Origin of the sequence: Pseudoroseomonas cervicalis (assembly GCF_030818485.1) — a bacterium.
GTDB classification, from domain to species: domain Bacteria; phylum Pseudomonadota; class Alphaproteobacteria; order Acetobacterales; family Acetobacteraceae; genus Pseudoroseomonas; species Pseudoroseomonas cervicalis_A.
On record NZ_JAUTAJ010000005.1, the window covers coordinates 251301 to 268616 of the forward strand.

The 17316-nt window shown below is 73.5% G+C and carries 11 protein-coding genes; 9 read left to right on the forward strand and 2 right to left on the reverse strand.

Translation table 11 applies throughout. From position 1 onward, the window contains the following. Window positions 1–141: 141 nt before the first annotated feature. Complete coding sequence (locus QE401_RS22725; protein WP_307140486.1) at window positions 142–2400, forward strand: diguanylate cyclase domain-containing protein; 2259 nt, start codon at window positions 142–144, stop codon at window positions 2398–2400. A gap of 6 nt (window positions 2401–2406) precedes the next feature. Here QE401_RS22725 and QE401_RS22730 read toward each other — a convergent pair whose 3' ends face one another. After that, a complete protein-coding gene (locus QE401_RS22730) occupies window positions 2407–5892 on the reverse strand; it encodes a proprotein convertase P-domain-containing protein (protein WP_307140487.1) in 3486 nt (1161 codons plus the stop codon). 268 nt (window positions 5893–6160) lie between these two features. On the opposite strand from QE401_RS22730, the gene QE401_RS22735 reads away from it, so the two are divergent. Further along, window positions 6161–7441, forward strand: a complete 1281-nt coding sequence (locus QE401_RS22735; RefSeq protein WP_307140488.1) for an alpha/beta fold hydrolase — start codon at window positions 6161–6163, stop codon at window positions 7439–7441. A 22-nt stretch (window positions 7442–7463) separates the two neighbouring features. Here QE401_RS22735 and QE401_RS22740 read toward each other — a convergent pair whose 3' ends face one another. Next, window positions 7464–8711 (reverse strand): ABC transporter substrate-binding protein, encoded by a 1248-nt coding sequence (locus tag QE401_RS22740; RefSeq protein WP_307140489.1) that lies wholly within the window; start codon window positions 8709–8711, stop codon window positions 7464–7466. 187 nt (window positions 8712–8898) lie between these two features. On the opposite strand from QE401_RS22740, the gene QE401_RS22745 reads away from it, so the two are divergent. From QE401_RS22745 to cysG, 7 genes are all read left to right on the forward strand, one after another. Beyond that, on the forward strand, window positions 8899–10248 hold the full coding sequence (locus QE401_RS22745) for an ABC transporter substrate-binding protein (protein WP_307140490.1): 1350 nt from the start codon (window positions 8899–8901) through the stop codon (window positions 10246–10248). Window positions 10249–10257: 9 nt separating this feature from the next. Continuing rightward, window positions 10258–11190, forward strand: coding sequence for a branched-chain amino acid ABC transporter permease (locus QE401_RS22750; RefSeq protein WP_307140491.1), 933 nt, complete (start codon window positions 10258–10260; stop codon window positions 11188–11190). Between the two features lie 112 nt (window positions 11191–11302). After that, a complete protein-coding gene (locus QE401_RS22755; protein WP_307140492.1) occupies window positions 11303–12244 on the forward strand; it encodes a branched-chain amino acid ABC transporter permease in 942 nt (313 codons plus the stop codon). Next, window positions 12241–13011 (forward strand): ABC transporter ATP-binding protein, encoded by a 771-nt coding sequence (locus QE401_RS22760; RefSeq protein ID WP_307140493.1) that lies wholly within the window; start codon window positions 12241–12243, stop codon window positions 13009–13011. The genes QE401_RS22755 and QE401_RS22760 overlap by 4 nt, the downstream gene beginning before the upstream one ends. Next, window positions 12998–13654 (forward strand): ABC transporter ATP-binding protein, encoded by a 657-nt coding sequence (locus QE401_RS22765; protein ID WP_307140494.1) that lies wholly within the window; start codon window positions 12998–13000, stop codon window positions 13652–13654. The genes QE401_RS22760 and QE401_RS22765 overlap by 14 nt, the downstream gene beginning before the upstream one ends. A gap of 167 nt (window positions 13655–13821) precedes the next feature. Next, complete coding sequence (locus QE401_RS22770) at window positions 13822–15975, forward strand: hybrid sensor histidine kinase/response regulator (protein WP_307140495.1); 2154 nt, start codon at window positions 13822–13824, stop codon at window positions 15973–15975. A gap of 51 nt (window positions 15976–16026) precedes the next feature. Then, complete coding sequence (gene cysG, locus QE401_RS22775; protein WP_307140496.1) at window positions 16027–17316, forward strand: siroheme synthase CysG; 1290 nt, start codon at window positions 16027–16029, stop codon at window positions 17314–17316.

Below are 17316 nucleotides of genomic sequence, written 5' to 3' on the forward strand. Positions count from 1 at the left end.
GCCCGCTCCAGGGCTTTGGCAGCGGGGTTTCCGGGTAGTTTTGGCCCTTCCCCGGCGAGCCCCACGCCTCCGGCGCCGCAAAAGCGGCACGGACCCGTATCGATTAACAATCCCGCAGCATTATTCGCCGCCTTCTGAGCCATGCCGTCCGCCTCCCGCCTTGCCGCCGCGATCGCCGCGCTGCGCGCCCGCTCCGCCTCGCGGCTGCGGCCGCGCCTGGCCGTGCTGGCGCTGGCGGCCTTCCTGCCGCCGGCCCTGCTCAGCCTCTGGCTGCTGCAGCGGCAGGCGCAGCAGCAGCAGGACAGCGCCGCCGCGACCCTGGCGGAGCTGGCGCTGCGCAGCGCCCAGGACCAGGCGGCGCCGCTGCTGCGCGCCAACACCCTGCTGGCCGGGCTGGCGCTGGCGCATCCGGACGGGCCGGCGCTGTGCCAGGCGGTGCGCGACAGCCTGGCGGAGGAGCCGGGCCTGCTGCACTGGCTGGCGCTGACCGGCGCGGCGGGGCGCATGCATTGCGCCAGCCAGCCCCTGCTGGAGACGCTGTCCCTGCCCGGCCTGCCGCCGGCGGGAGACGGGCCCGCCTTGCTGCGCGGCCCCGCCGGCCCGCTGGGCGGGCTGCTGCTGCGCCACCCGCTGCCGCGCCTGCCGGGGCAGAGCCTGGTCGCCGCGCTGGACCGCAGCGCCTTCCGCCAGGCCATTCTGGGCCCGGGCGGGGCGGAGCAGGTGCTGCTGCTGGACCGGGACGGCCATGCGCTGCTGCAGCTGCCGGAGGAGATGGACAGCCCCGGCCTGCCATCCGGCCTGATCGCCACGCTGCGCCAGCGCGGCTGGGGCAGCCTGCGCGCCGCCGGGCCGGACGGGGCGATGCGGCTGATCGGCTTCGCCCGGCTGCCCGGCAGCGAGGCCATGGTGGTGGCGCTGCGCGGCGAGGCCGGCATCGCCGCGCCGCAGCGCGCCGCCTGGCGTGTGGCGCTGGTTGTGCTGGCCCTGGCGCTGCTGGGGGGCATGGGGGCCGCCATCTGGGCCGCGCGGGCCGAGGCGCCGCCGCTCGGCGACACCGAGGATGCCGCGGTGGAGCTGCTGGAGGCGATCGCCGCCACCATGGCGCAGGGCGTGGCGCTGTGGAGCCTGCAGGGCCGGCTGCTGACCGCCAATCAGCGCTGGCGCGAGATGCTGGGCCTGCCCGCGGGACTGGCGGCGCCGGGCACCGCGCTGCCCGACCTCGCCCGTTTCCTGGCCGAGCCGCAGCCCGGCGCCGCGCCCGACCCGGCGCTGGCGGGGCGGCTGACACAATGGCTGCAGGGCAGCGGCCCGGCCGGCGCGCCGCTGCAGCGCCCGGGCGGCCGCGTCGTGGCGCTGCGCGCGCATCGCCTGGCCGGAAGCATCGTCACCACCGGCAGCGACGTGACCGAGGCGGTCGCCGCCGAGGCGGCGCTGCGCGAGAGCGAGGCGCGCTTCCGCCTGATCGCCGAGAATTCCGGGGATGTCGTCGCGCTCTGCGACATGGATGGCACGCGGCGCTATGTCTCCCCCGCCTCCGAACGCGTGCTGGGCTACCGGCCGGAGGCGCTGGCCGATCGCCGGGTCGGCGATTTCGTGCATCCCGACGACCGGGACTGGGTGGAGGCCGCGGCCGCGGCGCTGCGCGGCGGCGACCCCGAGGCCTCGGCCACCTACCGCTTCCGCCGCCCCGATGGCGACTGGCTCTGGGTCGATGTGCGGGCGCGCAGCCATGCCGACCCGGCGAGCGGCGAGCCGATCGGCTATGTCGCGGTGATGCGCGACGCGACCGAGGCCAAGGCCGCCGAGGCGCGGCTGCTGGAGGCGCTGGAGCGGATGGAGGAGATGGCCACCACCGACGCGCTGACCGGCCTGGCCAATCGCCGCCGCTTCGAGGAGGCGCTGGCGCTGGAATGGCGCCGCTGCGCGCGGGAGGGGCAGCCGCTCTCGCTGCTCGTGCTGGATGCCGACAATTTCAAGCGCTTCAACGACCGCTACGGCCATCCGGCGGGGGATGAATGCCTGCGGCTGGTGGCCAATGCCCTGTCCGGCGTGGCCCGCCGCCCGGGCGATGTCGCGGCCCGCCATGGCGGCGAGGAATTCGCGCTGCTGATGCCCAAGACCGACCCCGCCGGCGCCGCCCTGCTGGCCGAGCGGGTGCGCGCCGCGGTGGCCGGGGCGGCGCGGCCGCATCTGGGCAACACGCCGGCCGGCATCGTCACCGTCAGCATCGGTGTCGCCACCACCTGGCCGAAGCCGGAGAAGGGCCCGGCCGGTCCCGGCATCCTCTCCGGCGCCGATGCGCTGCTCTCGGCCGCCGATCGCGCGCTCTATGCCGCCAAGATGGGCGGGCGCAACCGGATCTGCATCGCCTCGCCGGAGATCGGCGCGCTGCTCGACTGACGCTCCTCAGCCGAACAGCACGGCGTCATGGCCGGGGCCGCCGGCCCCGATCCCCTGCAGCCAGAGCGACCCCGCCCCCAGCGTGACCAGCAGCCCGCCGGCCTCGGTCTGCGCGGCGGCCATGGCGGCCTCCCATGCCTCCGCGCTCCAGCCCTGCAGCAGCAGCCGGTCGCCCTCGGCGGCGCGGAAATCGAGGATGCGGTCCTGCCCATCCCCGGCGGCGAAGACGAAGAGATCGGCGCCGGCGCCGCCGCCCAGCTCGTCATCCCCCGCGCCGCCTTCCAGCCGGTCATCGCCCTCGCCGCCGCGCAGCTGGTCCTGGCCGCCGCCGCCGATCAGCACATCATCGCCGCCCATGCCCCAGAGCCGGTTGTCGGAATCATTGCCGGTGATGCGGTTGTCGAGCCGGTTGCCGGTGCCCTTCAGCGCCGCTTCGCCCATCAGCCGCAGCGCCTCGACATTGGCGGCGAGCTGGGTGTCGACCAGCGCCAGCGCCGTGTCATAGCCATGGTCGTTCCATTCCAGGATGCGGTCGGCGGCGTCGCGCAGCCAGTAGGTGTCGTCGCCGGCGCCGCCATGCAGCCGGTCGAAGCCCTCCCCGCCATCGAGCGTGTCGTTGCCGCTGCCGCCGATCAGCCAGTCATCGCCCGCGCCGCCTTCCAGCGCATCGTCGCCGGCCAGGCCGTAGAGCATGTCATTGCCGGCGCCGCCCGAGAGATGATTGTCCAGCGCATTGCCGGTGATGCGGTTGTGGCCGGCATTGCCATGGCCGTCGCGCGCCAGCGGGCCCCAGAGTTCCAGCTCCTCCACCCAGTCGGGCAGGGTGTAGCCATCGATCCAGGCGCGCACCGTGTCGAAGCCCTGATGGATGCGCTCCACCACCACATCGCCCGGATCGTCGACGCTGTAACTGTCATTGCCGAAGCCGCCCAGCAGCCAGTCGGCGCCGGCGCCGCCCTTCAGGAAGTCATGGCCGGCGCCGCCCTCCAGCCGGTCCTGGCCGCCCTCGCCGAAGAGCTGGTCGTCGCCCTCGCCGCCCTGCAGCAGATTGTCCAGCGCATTGCCGTCGATCAGATTGTCCAGCGCGTTGCCGGTGCCGCGCTGCGCCGGGCCCTCCAGCAGCAGCTCCTCGACCTGGTCGGGCAGGGTGTAGTCGATGGCGGCGACGACGCGGTCATGCCCGCCGCCCGGCAGCTCCACCACCCGGTCCCCGGCTTGGTCGACCCAGTAGACATCATGGCCGCCGCCGCCCTCCATGCGGTCGGCGCCGCTGCCGCCCTGCAGCCGGTCGCGCGCCCCGCCGCCCAGCAGGATGTCGTCGCCCTCCTGGCCGAACAGGTAATTCTCGCCCTCGCCGCCCTCCAGCCGGTCCTGGCCGGCGCCGCCCTCCAGCCGGTCGGCCCCCTCCCCGCCCTGCAGCCAGTCATCGCCGGCCCCGCCCAGCAGGATGTCGTCCCCCGTGCCGCCCTCCAGCCGGTCATTGCCCTCGCCGCCCTCCAGCAGGTCATCGCCGCCGCCGCCCAGCAGCCAGTCATCGCCGCCGAGGCCCGCCAGCCAGTTCCCGCCATCATGGCCGAGGATGACATTGTCCAGCGCATTGCCGATGCCGGCATGGGCGCCCGCCAGCAGCTCCAGCCGCTCGACATGCTGCGTCAGGGCATAGTCGATGCTGGCGCGCACCGTGTCCTGGCCCTCGCCCTCCTGCTCGACCACGACATCGCCGGCATGGTCGACGAGATAGAGATCGTCGCCCGCCCCGCCCAGCATGCGGTCGGCGCCGGCGCTGCCATCCAGCCGGTCGGCGCCGGCATCGCCCACCAGCAGATCGTCGCCGGCGCCGCCCTCCAGAATGTCATCGCCCTCCAGCCCGCGCAGCGTGTCGCTGCCGCGGTTGCCGGAGAGGTGGTTGTCCGCCGCATTGCCGCCGATCCAGTCATCGCCATCGCCACCCAGCGCGTGCTCGATCACGCTGCCCTCGGCGATCACCAGGCGCTGCCCGGCGATGCGGCTCTCCGTCGCGCCGGAAAGGTCGATGCGCACCGCGCCGGTCACCGCGGCGGCGTTGATGCGGTCCTCGCCGCTGTCGTCCTGCAGCAGCTGCCGCTCCGGCGCGGCGGCGGCGAGCGCGCCGTATTCATCGGTGAAGACATGCTCGCTGTTCTCGCTGGGCGCCGCGCCGAAGAGCTGCAGCGACCAGGCGAGCAGCCTTCCGCCATTCCCGGCCGAGGCATCATCCACCACCAGCCGCCAGGTGCCTGCGGCGGATTCATGCAGGAAATGCGTGCTGGAGAGGGTGAAGCTCAGCTTGCCATCGGCCAGGGTGTAGGCGCCGAGGCCGAGGCGCTGCAGCAGCACGCTGCTGGTGCCGGAGGGCGAGATCAGGGTGATGCGCAGATCGCCGAGCCGCGCATGCTCGATCGACAGCGTCACCTCCGCCCGCTCCACCAGCAGCGCCGCGTCGATCTCGACGCCCTGGCTGGCGCGGCCGGTCTCGGGCAGGTCCAGCCCGCCCTCCGCCACGGCCTGCGCCCGCTGCAGATTGGCCTCGGTGGATTGCGCCTGCCAGCTCTCGGCCAGCCGCACCGCCGCATGCGCGTCGATCAGCCCGAAGCCGGCGCGGCGCGAGACATGCATCCCGCCGCCATTCCAGCCCGTGGCGGCGTTCTGGGTCCAGCCGGCGCCCTCGGCATCGGTCATGCGGGCGGAGAGCGCCAGGATGGTCTGCACGTCGCGATAGCCGAGCGCCGGATTGGCCTGCAGCATCAGCGCCACGGTGGCGCTGCCGAGCGGCGCGGCATAGGAGGTAGCGGTCGCCGGCGCCACCACCAGCAGCGCGGCGCCCGGGTTGGAGAAGCCCTGCACCTTGCCCTGCGGATCGGTGGCGCCGACCAGCACCGTCCAGCGATTGTTCGAGTAGGAATGCGTGTTGACGTCGTCGCCGGTGGTGCCGTTGTTGCCGGCGGAGCGGACGAAGACCGTGCCGAGGCCCCCGCGGCCCTCGACGGCGGCCTCGGCCATGGCGGCGGCGGCGGCCGCGTATTCGGCGCGGCCGAAATCGTCGCGGAAGGATTCGCCCGAGCGGCTCCAGGAATTCTGCGAGACATCGACCTCCTTCTGGAAGGCCAGCATCTCCGCCTCCTGCGCCACGGTGCGGTGGGCGCGGCTGTCGAAGCCGTAGGAGACGAGGGTGGCGCCGAAGGCGGCGCCGACGCCGCCCTCCCCATTGCCGGCCCGGGCGGCCAGCACCAGGGCGACATTCTGGCCATGGGTGTCGTTGTCATCGGCCGTGGTGGTGCCGCTGGCGACGCGGCTGGCCGCCCAGTCGAACTGGCCGCGCAGCTCGGCCATGCCGGGATTGGGCGGGCGGGTGTCGACCAGCCCGATGCGCACCCCCTGGCCGCTGTATTCGTCATAGACCGAGCTGGCATTGATGCCGGTCCCGGGCCCCAGCTGCCACTGCCCGGCGAAAAGTGGATCGTCGAAACTCGGCATGCGCGGCAAGGCCCATCCATCCAGGATCGGCTGCCAGAGCTAGGGGGGAGAGATGACCGAAGCGGAAAGTTGGCACGCGGGAAGGTGATGGCCGGGCCGAGGCACAGAGCTTGCGCCGCCAGGCTGGCCCCGGCAGTGCGGGCCGGTACAGAAGCGCGCCATGCCCGCCCCCCCACCTGCCCCCCCACCTGCCCCCCCCAGGCCTGGCCCGGTCGGCGCCCGCGCCGAGCCGGCCGGCGAACAGAGGGCTTTCGGCGCCTATGAGACATTGCTGCTGCGCCAGCCCGGTGCCGCGCATCTGGTGATCGCGCTGAGCGGCGTCGGCGACGTGTCGCGGCCCCTGGCGGGGTTCGACTTCCACAATTCGGTGCCGCCGATCGGCGGCGTCGACACGCTGCTGCTGCGCGACCAGGCGCGCAGCTGGTGGCAGGCGCCCGAGGGCCGCGCGGCGCTCGAGGCCTATTGCCGGCAGGTGGCGCAGGCACGGCCCTATCGCAGCGTCACCCTGCTCGGCGTCAGCATGGGGGCCTTCGGGGCGCTGCAATTCGCCGCCTTGTTGCCGCAGGCGCGGGTGGTGGCCATGGGGCCGCCCTATTCGGCGGATCTCCGGCGGCATGGCCGCTTCGTGGTGCGCTACAAGGAGTGGCTGGACACCGCCGGCGAGGCTGCCGGGGCCGGCAGCGATGCGCGCCTGGTCGGCGATCCCGCCCGCTACCTGCTGCTGTTCGGCGATGATGAGCCGATCGACCTGGCCAATGCCGCGCTGTTCCAGCAGGCCGGCTGGCACGGCCTGTTCATGCTGCCGGGCGGCCAGCACAATCTGGGCGGCGAGCTGAAGCGCCGCGGCGCGCTGGACCGGGTGCTGCGCCTGCTGGCCCTCGGCGCGCCGCTGCCGGAGGTCGCCGCCGCGGCGGGCGCGCTGCCGGTGCACGCCCATGCCCATGGGCTGGCGATGCTGCGGGCGCGCGACTGCCTCTATCGCGGCGAGCAGGCGGCGGCCGATGCCTGGCTGGAGGATGCGCGGGCGGCGGTGGGCGAGGCCTCCGGCCCGCTCAACCAATTGCTCTGGCTGCGCCGCGGGCTGGACCAGGATCTGGGGCAGCTCAGCCGGCTGCCCCGCGCCGGGCTGGCGCTGCACCGGCTGCCGCTGCCGGGCGGGGCGCAGCTGGAGCTGGAAAGCTCCTTCGCCAGCGGGCCGAGAACGGGGCTGCCGGTGCTGCTGGGGCCGCTGGTGCTCGCCAGGCTGCACTGGCCGGGCGTGGCGCGGGCCAGGCTGCGGCTGCAGGCGGCGGCGCCGCCCCGGCCGAATGCGGGGGCGAAGCTTGCGCTGGCCGGCTTCGTGCCGCAGGGCGCGGGCTGGCAGGTGCAGGACGTGGCGCACAAGCCGGCCGATACGCTGACCCTGGGGCTGGCGCTGGAGCAGGGCGAGGCGCAGTTCCTGCTGCGCCGCCGCTGCTTCTCCTCCGGTTTCGATGCGCTGCGCAGCGACGACCAGGCTGCCTGGTCGATGCGGCTCCGCAAGGTCGAGCTGGAGGCGGCGCCGGGCTGAAGCGCGGCGCCGCCGTGGCAGCTCAGCGCAGCATCGGGCAATTGCCCTCGGCCAGGGGGCGGAAAGCCTCCTCCGCCGCGACCGTGCCGCTCAGCCTGTAATAGTCCCACGGCCCGCGGCTGTCCTGCGGCGCCTTCACCTCGAACAGGTAGGAGGGGTGGATCTTGCGCCCATCCGCCCGCACCTGGCCGGCGCCGAAGCAGTCATCATCGGTCGGCATCGCCTTCATCCGCTCGACCACGGCGCGGCCGCTGGCGCGGGCCGCCGGGACGCCCATCTCGGCCACCGCCTTCAGATAGTGCAGGCAGGCGGCATAGGTGCCGGCCTGCTCCTGGTTCGGCCAGTTGCTGGCCGTCTTCGGGCGGATGCGGGTGTTGAAGGCGCGGGTGCGGTCGTTCAGGTCCCAGTAATAGGCCTCGGACAGCAGCAGGCCCTGCGCCGTCTCCAGCCCCAGCGCGTGGATGTCGGTGACGAACATCGGCGTGCCGGCCAGCTTCACGCCGCGCCGCGCCACGCCGAATTCGCGCGCCTGCTTGATGCAGTTCACCATGTCGGTGCCGGCCATCAGCAGCCCGATCACCTTGGCGCGGCTGGATTGCGCCTGCACCAGGTAGGAGGCGAAATCGGTGGTGCCGGGGAAGGGGAAGCGCGCGCTGCCCATCACCTTGCCGCCGGCGCTCTCGACGAAGCGCCCCAGATCGCGCTCCATCTGGTGGCCGAAAGCGTAGTCGGCGACGATGAAGTACCAGGAATCGCCGCCATTGCGCACGGTCGCCTTGCCCACCGCATTGGCCAGCATCCAGGTGTCGGCGGTCCAGTGGATGGTGTTGGGCGAGCAGCGCTCGCCGGTCAGCGCCGCGCTCAGCGCGCCGCTGTTCATCTGCACGCGGTCCTTCTCCTGCACCAGCCCGGCGACGGCGAAGGCGATGGCCGAGTTGTTCACCTCGGTGATCATGTCGACGCCGTCCTGGTCGATCCAGCGGCGGGCCAGGGCGAGCGCGACATCCGGCTTGTTCTGGTGGTCGCCCTGCAGCACCTCGACGCGGATGCCGCGCTCGGCCAGGCCGAGATCCTCCACCGCCTGGCGCGCGCAGGCCAGCGCCGTGGGGCCGGAGGTGTCGCGATAGGGGCCGGAGAAATCGGCCAGCACACCGATGCGGATGGGGGCGGCGGCCTGGGCGCGGGCCGGGCGCGGTGCCAGGGTGGCGGGCAACGGGGCGAGCAGCGTCGCCCCGCCGGCCAGCAGCTGCCGGCGGCGGATCTCGGTCATTCTGGACTCCCTCTGCGGCGGCGCTGTCGGCCGCCTTGCGCCGCCAGTGTGGCGGCGCCGGCGCGGGGGCGACAAGACGTATTCTGTGATCACAGCCGGGCTCGGGGGCGCTGGATCATCCCTCCGCTTCATGCCAGTCTCGTCGCCAGAGCCGATCCATCGGCCGGACAGACGAGGGAAACGTGCGATGACGACAGCGAATCCCGCGCCGCAGGGCGCGGTGGGGCGGCGTGGCCTCATGCTTGGCGGCCTGGCGGCGGGCAGCCTGGTGCTGGCCGGCCGCAGCGGCGCCGCCCTGGCCCAGGCGCAGAAACCCGCCGAGATCAAGGTGGGCATCGCCACCTTCCTCTCCGGCCCCTCCAGCGTGTTCGGGGTGCCCGGCCGGCAGGCGGCGGAGATGCTGTTCGACGAGCTGAACGAGGCCGGCGGCATCGCCGGCGTCAAGGTCCGCCCGATCTTCGTCGATGAAGGCCCGGGCGTGGACCATTTCGTCGGCGAGTATCGCCGGCTGGTGCAGAGCGAGAATGTGCCGCTGATCTTCGCCGGCATCTCCTCCGCCGATTGCCTGGCCTGCGCGCCGCTGGCCGATGAGCTGAAGCGCCCGACCCTGCTGTGGGATTGCGGCACGCAGCGCATCTTCGAGGATGGGCGCTACGACTATGCCTATCGCACCCAGGCGAATGCGACGCCGGAGGTGCTGTCCTCCCTGCTCTATCTGCTGAAGACCAAGCCGGATTTCCGCAGCATCGCGGTGGTGAACCAGGATTACGCCTGGGGCCGGGATTCCTGGGATATCTTCCGCACCGCGCTGAACACGCTGAAGCCCGGCGTGCGCATCGCCGCCGAGCTGTTCCCGCGCTTCGGCGCGACCGATTTCTCGACCGAGGTGACGCGGCTGCTCGCGCTGCGGCCGGATGTGGTGTTCTCCACCTCCTGGGGCGGCGACCTGGACGGGCTGATCCGCCAATCGGCCGACCGGCGGCTGTTCGAGCGCAGCACCTTCGTGCTGCCGCTGGCCGAATCCTCGCTGGAGCGCGTCGGCCGCGCCCTGCCCGCGGGCCATATCATCGGCGCGCGCGGCGACCATTGGTTCCTGCACCCGAATCCGCGCGACCCGGCGCTGCTGGCGCGCTTCACCGAGAATTACCGCAAGCGCTTCAACGCCTGGCCGATCTATTCGACGCACCACATGGCGCAGGCGGTCTTCGCCATGAAGGCCGGCTATGAGAAGGCGATCGCCGCCAAGGGCGGCGGCTGGCCGAATGATGCCGAGCTGGCGGCGGCCTTCAAGGGCCTCGAATTCCCGTCGCTCACGGGGCGCATCCGCATCCGCGAGGATGGCCAGGGGCTGGAGGACCAGCTGATCGGCACCACCCTCCAGACCGACAAATACCCCTTCCCGGTGATGACCGACATGGTGGTGTTCCCCGCCGCCAGCGTCACCGCGCCGGTCGGGCAGAAGAGCCTGGACTGGCTGAAGACGCTGACGCCGGCGGTGCTGGAGAGCCTGCCGCAACCCGTCGCCTACCGGCCCTGAGCCAGCAGGATGGGAGCCTGGCTTTCCGATAACGGGCTGCTGCTCGGCCTCGCCACGCTGGACGGGCTGTCCTATGCGGCGGCGGTGTTCATGGTGGCGGTGGGGCTGAACCTGGTGTTCGGCGTGCTGCGCGTGCTGAATGTCGCGCATGGCAGCCTCTATGCCATTGGCGGCTATGCGGCGGCGTCGCTCGGCCTGTTCCTGGCGGCGCGCGGCGCGCCCGCCTGGGTCAGCCTGCCGGCGCTGCTGGTCGCCGCGCTGCTGGTGGGCGCCGTGCTCGGCCCGCCGATCGAGCGGCTGCTGCGGCGGACGCAGGATCATGAGCCGGTGCTGCAGCTGCTGGTCACCTTCGCGCTGTTCATGATCCTCGAGGATCTGCAGAAGCTGGTCTGGGGCGTGCAGCCGGTGGTCGCCGACACGCCGGTGAAGCTGCTCGGCACGGTGGACATTCCCTTCGGCGCCGATGTCATCCCGTTCAACGCCTATCAGCTCTATGTCCTGCCGGGCATCGCGCTGCTGACGCTGGTCGGGCTGGCCTGGTTCCTGCGGCGGACGCTGGCGGGGCGGATGATCGTCGCCGTCACCACCGACCGGGAGGCGGCGCGCGCCCTCGGCATCGACGCGGCGAAGGTGACGCTGCTCACCTTCACCGCCGGTGCCGCGCTGGCGGCTTTGGGCGGGGCGCTGGCCTCGCCCACCGTGTCGCTGGTGCCCGGTGTCGGGGCGCAGACCATCGTGCTGTCCTTCGCCGTGGTGGCGACGGCGGGGCTGGGCCAGATCGAGGGCGCGGCGATCGCCGCCATCCTGATCGGCCTTGGCCGCTCGATCGCCGTGTATTTCGAGCCGGAGCTGGAGGTGGTGGTGCCCTACCTGATCATGGTGGCGGTGCTGCTGGTGCGGCCGCAGGGCCTGTTCGGCGTGACCGAAACCCGCCGCATATGAAAGCTGCCCGTTCCCCCTCCTGCCGGCCGCCAGCGGCGGCCGGCCCTGACAGACAAAAGATGAGGGGGTCCGGGGGAGAATTCATTCTCCCCCGGCCTCCGGAGGGCTGCTGATGACCCGCCTCCAGGAGCTGCTGCTGGCCTTGCTGGCCGCGGCGCTGATCCTGTTCGTCGCCTGGTCCGTCCCCTGGCTGCGCTTCGTGCTGACGATCGCGCTGGCCAAGGCGCTGGCGGTGCTGGGCATCCTGCTGCTGCTGCGCGCCGGCCAGGTCAGTTTCGGCCATGCGCTCTATCTGGCCTTCGCCGCCTATGCGGTGGCTTTCCTTTCGACCCTGATCCCCGAGGCGCTGATCCTGCTGCCGATCGCGGCGATCGGCGCCGCGCTGCTCGGCCTGGTGGTCGGCTTGTTCGTCTCGCGCTACCGCGAGATCTTCTTCGGCATGCTCAATCTGGCGCTGAGCATGGTGTTCTATTCGGTGTTGGAGAAGTTCTACAGCCTGACGCATGGCACTGACGGCATCCGCCTCCCCCCGCTGCGCTTCGCCGGCCAGTCGCTGACGCCGGAGGCGCAGGGCTGGGCGGTGCTGGTCCTCGCCTTGGTGCTGTCGCTCGGCTTCGGCGCCTTGGTGCGGGTCTATCTCGCCTCGCCGATGGGCCAGGCGCTGTCCGGCATCAAGACACGCGAGGCGCGGCTGGAATTCATGGGCGTCTCGGCCAGGCGGGTGCTGCTCTCGGCCTATGTGCTGGCGGCGCTGATGGCCGGCTGCGGCGGCGCCGTGGTGGCGATGACCAGCCGCCATGTCACCCCGGCGCTGGCCTATTGGACCGCCTCGGGCGAGCTGGTGTTCATCGCCATCCTGGGCGGCGCCGGCAGCGTGTTCGGCCCCTTCCTCGGCGCGGTGGCCTATGAGCTGACCCGGGTCTATGCCGCCGCCCTGGTGGCCGATGCCTGGCAGATGATCCTGGGCCTGGTGCTGCTGCTGGTGATCCTGTTCGCGCCGGGCGGGCTCTGGGGCCTCGGCCGCGCCGCGCTGGCGAAAAGGAGGGCGGCATGAGCGTGCTGCTCTCGGCGCAGGGGCTGCGCCTGGCCTTTGGCGGCGTGCGCGCCGCGGATGGCATCGACCTCGAGGTGATGGAGGGCGAATTCCTCGCCATCATCGGCCCGAACGGCGCCGGCAAGACCACCTTCATCAACATGAGCACCGGCTATCTGCGGCCGCAGGCCGGCACCATCACCTATCGCGGCCAGAACCTGATCGGCCTGTCGCCGCGGCGCATCGTGCAGCTCGGCATCGCCCGCTCCTTCCAGCTGCCGCAGCTCTTCACCGAGCACACGGTGCTGGAGAATGCGGCGCTGGCCATCGCCGCGCGGGATGGGCTCTGGTCGCCCTTCGCGAAGCTGCTGCGCCCGGCGATCCGCGCGGAGGCGGAGGAGCTGCTGGGCCGCTTCGGCCTCGACCATGTGGCGGACCGGCGCGGCGACGCGCTGAACGAGGGTGCGCGCAAGCTGGCCGACATCGCCATGGCGGTGGCGCTGCGCCCGCGCCTGCTGCTGATGGACGAACCGACCAGCGGCGTCGCCGCCGCCGACAAGATGGCGGTGGTGGAGACGCTGGTGCGGGTGCTGCGCGATGCCGGCGTCACCGCCGTCTTCGTCGAGCACGACATGGAGGTGGTGTCGCGCTTCGCCGACCGTGTCGCGGTGTGGAGCCAGGGGCAGATCATGGCGCTCGGCCCGCCGGCCGAGGTGCTGGCCGATCCCCGGGTGCAGCGCGACGTCATCGGCATCCTGCCGCAGGAGGTGGGCCATGCTCCGGCTTGAGGGGGTTTCCGTCGACATCGCCGGCGCCTCGGTGCTGCGCGGCGTGTCGCTGGCGGTGCCGGCGGGCGGGCGGGTCGCGCTGATCGGCCGCAACGGCGCCGGCAAGACCACGACGCTGCGCGCGCTGATGGGGCTGCTGCCGCTGCGCGGCGGGCGCATCGCGGTGGATGGGCAGGATTGCGCCGCCATCCCGGCGCATCAGCGCACCCGGCTCGGCATCGGCTATGCGCCGGAGGAGCGCAAGCTGTTCGGCAGCTTCACCGTGCAGCAGAACCTGCTGCTGCCGGCCGAGGTGCTGGGCCTGCCACGGGCCGAGCTGCAGCGCCGGCTGGAGGCGGTCTACGACCTGCTGCCGGAGCTGCGCGGCTTCGCGCCGCGCAAGGCGGCGGGGCTGTCCGGCGGCCAGGGCAAGATGGTGGCGCTGGGCCGGGCGCTGATGGTGGGCAGCCGCGCCGTGCTGCTGGACGAGCCCTTCCAGGGCCTCGCCCCGGCGCTCGCCCTGCGCTACGCCGAGGCGCTGGCGCGGCTGCGCGAGGCGCTGCCCGAGGTCGCCATCCTGATCACCGAGAGCAGCCCGGAGCTGCTGCGGCCGCTGGTCGACAGCACCTATGTGATCGAGCGCGGCGAGATCGCCGCGGCCTGAGCGGGGGCGCCCGGGACCTCTCCGGGGCGCCCCCTTCCCTTGCCCGGCGGGCCGGCGCGGTGGGACCGGCACTGCCGGAAATTTGTCATGGCGCTCGCGACGGCGTTATAAGCGCCCGCCCGCCTGCCGCGTCCGCCACCCCCCTCGCCAAGGACCCATGCGCCGCCATGACCGGCCTGTCGCGCCGCACGCTCTGGCTCCTGGCTCTGCTGCTCTGGGCATTCTGCTCGCTGGGGGCGGGCTATGCCGGGCTGCGCCATATCCGCCATGTCGAGGCCGAGGCCAAGGCCGGCGCCCTGGCGCGGGCCGAGACCGCCTCGCGCGCCGTCGAGCAGATGCTGCTGCGCAGCTTCGAGGCGATCGAGGGGCTGCAGGACTTGGCGGAGGCGCGGCAGCGCCTGGCCGCGCTCGGCCATGTCAACGCCGCCGCGGCGCTGGAGGAGCAGCTGGTCAGCACGGTGCGCCAGGCCCGCTTCGGCGTACTGCAGGTGGCGGTGATCGATGCCCAGGGCATGCTGGCCTGGTCCTCCCTGCCCGGCTGGCAGCCGGTGCCGCTGGGCGACCGGGCGCATTTCCAGGTGCCGCGCCAGGGCGAGAAGCGGCCCTATATCAGCGCGCCGCTGATCGGCCGCGCCTCCGGCCAGGCCAGCGTGCAGGTGTCCCGCCGCTTCGAGGATTCGACGGGCGCCTTCGCCGGCGTCGTGGTGGTCTCGCTCGACCCAGGCCCGCTGGCCCAGGCGCTGAAGGAGCTGCAGCTCGGCGAAGGCCGGCGCATCCGGGTGCTGCGCCGCGACGGCATCATCCTGGCCGAGAGCGGCGGCGCCGCCGCGCTGGGCAGCGCCCTGCCGCCGGACGACCCGCTGCGCCGCGCCCTGGCCGAGGCGCCGAGCGGCCATGCCGAGATCGCGACGCCCAGCGGCACCAGGCTGGTCGGCTATCAGAGCCTCTCCGCCGTGCCGCTGGTGGTCGAGCTGTCGCTGGATGCCGAGGAGGAGATGGCCTCGCTCGGCTTCGTCGGCCCCTCCATCGCCGCCGCCGTCGCCGCCGTCAGCCTGCTGCTGCTGGCGGCGCTGGCCCTGGCGCTGCTCTGGCTGGAGCGGCTGCGCACCCAGCGCGCCCTGCTGCGCGCCGAAAGCGAGCGGGAGAATGCGCTGGAGCGGCTGGCGCATGCCCAGCGCATGGAATCGCTCGGCCGGCTGGCCGGCGGCATCGCGCATGATTTCAACAATGTGCTGCAGGCGGCGCTGGGCGGCGCCAAGCTGATCGAGCGGCGCAGCACCGAGCCCGGCATCCGCCGCCTGGCCGGCATGGTGATCCAGGCCGGGGAGCGCGGCGCCTCGGTGACGCAGCGGCTGCTGGCCTATGCCCGGCGCGGCCAGCTGCGCGCCGAGCCGGTGCCGCTCGCCCCCCTGCTGGAAGGGCTGCGCGAGGTGCTGGACCATACGCTTGGCGCCAGTGTCGAGGTGCGGCTGGCCATCGCCCCCGGCCTGCCGCCGGCCCAGGCCGATCGCGGCCAGCTGGAGGCGGTGCTGATCAACCTCGCGGTCAATGCGCGCGACGCGATCCGCCCGCTCGGCCGCGGCAGCGTGGTGCTGGGCGCGGTGCTGGAGGAGGTGCCGCCCGCGCCGCAGGGCGCCGAATGCCTGGCCCCGGGGCGCTATCTGCGCATCGACGTCACCGACACCGGCACCGGCATGGATGCGGCGACGCTGGCGCGGGCCACCGAGCCCTTCTTCACCACCAAGCCGAAGGAGGAGGGCACCGGCCTCGGCCTGGCCATGGCGATCGGCTTCGCCGAGCAGTCGGGCGGCACGCTGGCGATCGAGAGCAGCCCCGGCAAGGGCACCCGTGTCCGGCTCTGGCTGCCCGAGGCGGTGCCGGAGGAGCAGCTGCCCGATGGCAGCGACGACACCCTGCCGGCGCTGCCGCAGGGGACCCGCGTGCTGCTGGTCGAGGATGAAGCGGTGGTGCGCAGCCTGCTGGCCGAATCGATGCGCGAGCGCGGCCTGTCGGTGACCGAGGCCGAGGGCGGCGAGGCGGCGCTGGCGCAGCAGGCGCAGGCGCCCTTCTTCGACCTGGTGGTGAGCGATCTGGCCATGCCCGGGCTGGACGGGCTGGCGCTGATCCACCGGCTGCGCGAGCGCCAGGCGCGGCTGCCGGCCCTGCTGCTGACCGGCCATCTGGCCGAGGCCGACCCGCAGGCGCTGCGCCAGGCCGCCGCCGAGGGGCCCTTCATCATGCTGCACAAGCCGGTGGCGCCGGAGCAGGTGATCGCCGGCACCGCCGCGCTGCTGTCTTCCCTGTTGCGGCAGGAGGGCTGAGTTTCCGGCGGCGGTTGCCGCCGGCCCCCGCCGCGCCTAAGCAGCGCCGCGATGCGCCATCTGCCGATCCATCTCGATCTGCGCGGCCGCACGGCGCTGCTGCTGGGCGGCGGCGCGGCGCTGGCGGCGCGCGCCGCGCTGCTGGAGCAGGCCGGCGCGGTGCTGCGGCGGGCCGAGACCCTGGCCCCCGACGGGCTGGAGGGCGTCGCCCTGGCCTGCGCCGGGGAGGCGCCGGAAGCCACGCTGCAGGCCCTGGCCGCCGCCTGCCGGGCGCGCGGCCTGCCGCTGCAGGTGCTGGGCCGGCCGGAGCTGAGCGACCACCACCTGCCCGCCATCATCGACCGCGACCCGGTGACCATCTCCATCGGCAGCGGCGGCGCCGCGCCGATCCTGGCGCGGCTGCTGCGCCAGCGGATGGAGGCGGTGCTCTCGCCCGGCATCGGCGCTGTGGCCACGCTGCTGGAACGCTGCGCCGGCGCGCTCCGCGCCCGCCTGCCGGAGGCGGGTGCGCGCCGCCGCTTCGTCGAGGTGGCGCTGGACGGCCCCGCCGCCGGCCTGGCGGCCCAGGGCCGCATGGCGGAGGCCGAGGCGGCGCTGCGCAACGCGCTGGAGCAGGCCGGGGCCGCGCCGCCCGGCATCGTGCATCTGGTGGGCGCCGGGCCGGGCGCGGCCGATCTGCTGACGCTGCGCGCCCAGCGCCTGCTGGGCGAGGCCGACATCATCCTGCATGACCGGCTGGTGCCCGAGGCGGTGCTGGAGATGGCCCGCCGCGATGCGCCGCGCATTTTCGTCGGCAAGGCGCGCGACCGGCACAGCCTGACCCAGGCCGAGATCAACGCCCTGCTGATCCGCCTGGCGCGGCAGGGCAAGCGCGTGGTGCGGCTGAAGGGCGGCGACCCCTTCATCTTCGGTCGCGGCGGGGAGGAGCTGGAGGCGCTGCGCGCGGCCGGCATCGCCTGCGAGGTGGTGCCCGGCATCACCGCCGCCCTGGCCTGCGCCGCCCAGGCCGGCATCCCGCTGACGCATCGCGAGGCCTCGCGCAGCCTGACCCTGCTGACCGGCCATACGCGGGAGGGCGAGCTGGCGGTGGATTTTGCCGCGCTGGCGCGTCCGGGCCAGACGCTGGCCGTCTATATGGCGGTCACCACCCTGCCCGGGCTGTTCGCTGGCATGATGGCGGCCGGCGCCCGCCCGGACCTGCCGGCGGCCTTCTTCGAGTGGGGCGGCACGCCGCGCCAGCGCGTGCTGCGCGGCCGCTTCGACGAGGTGGCCCGCGACGCGCCGGGCTGGATCGGCGACGGCCCGGGCCTGCTGCTGCTGGGCGAGGTCTGCGCCCGCTGA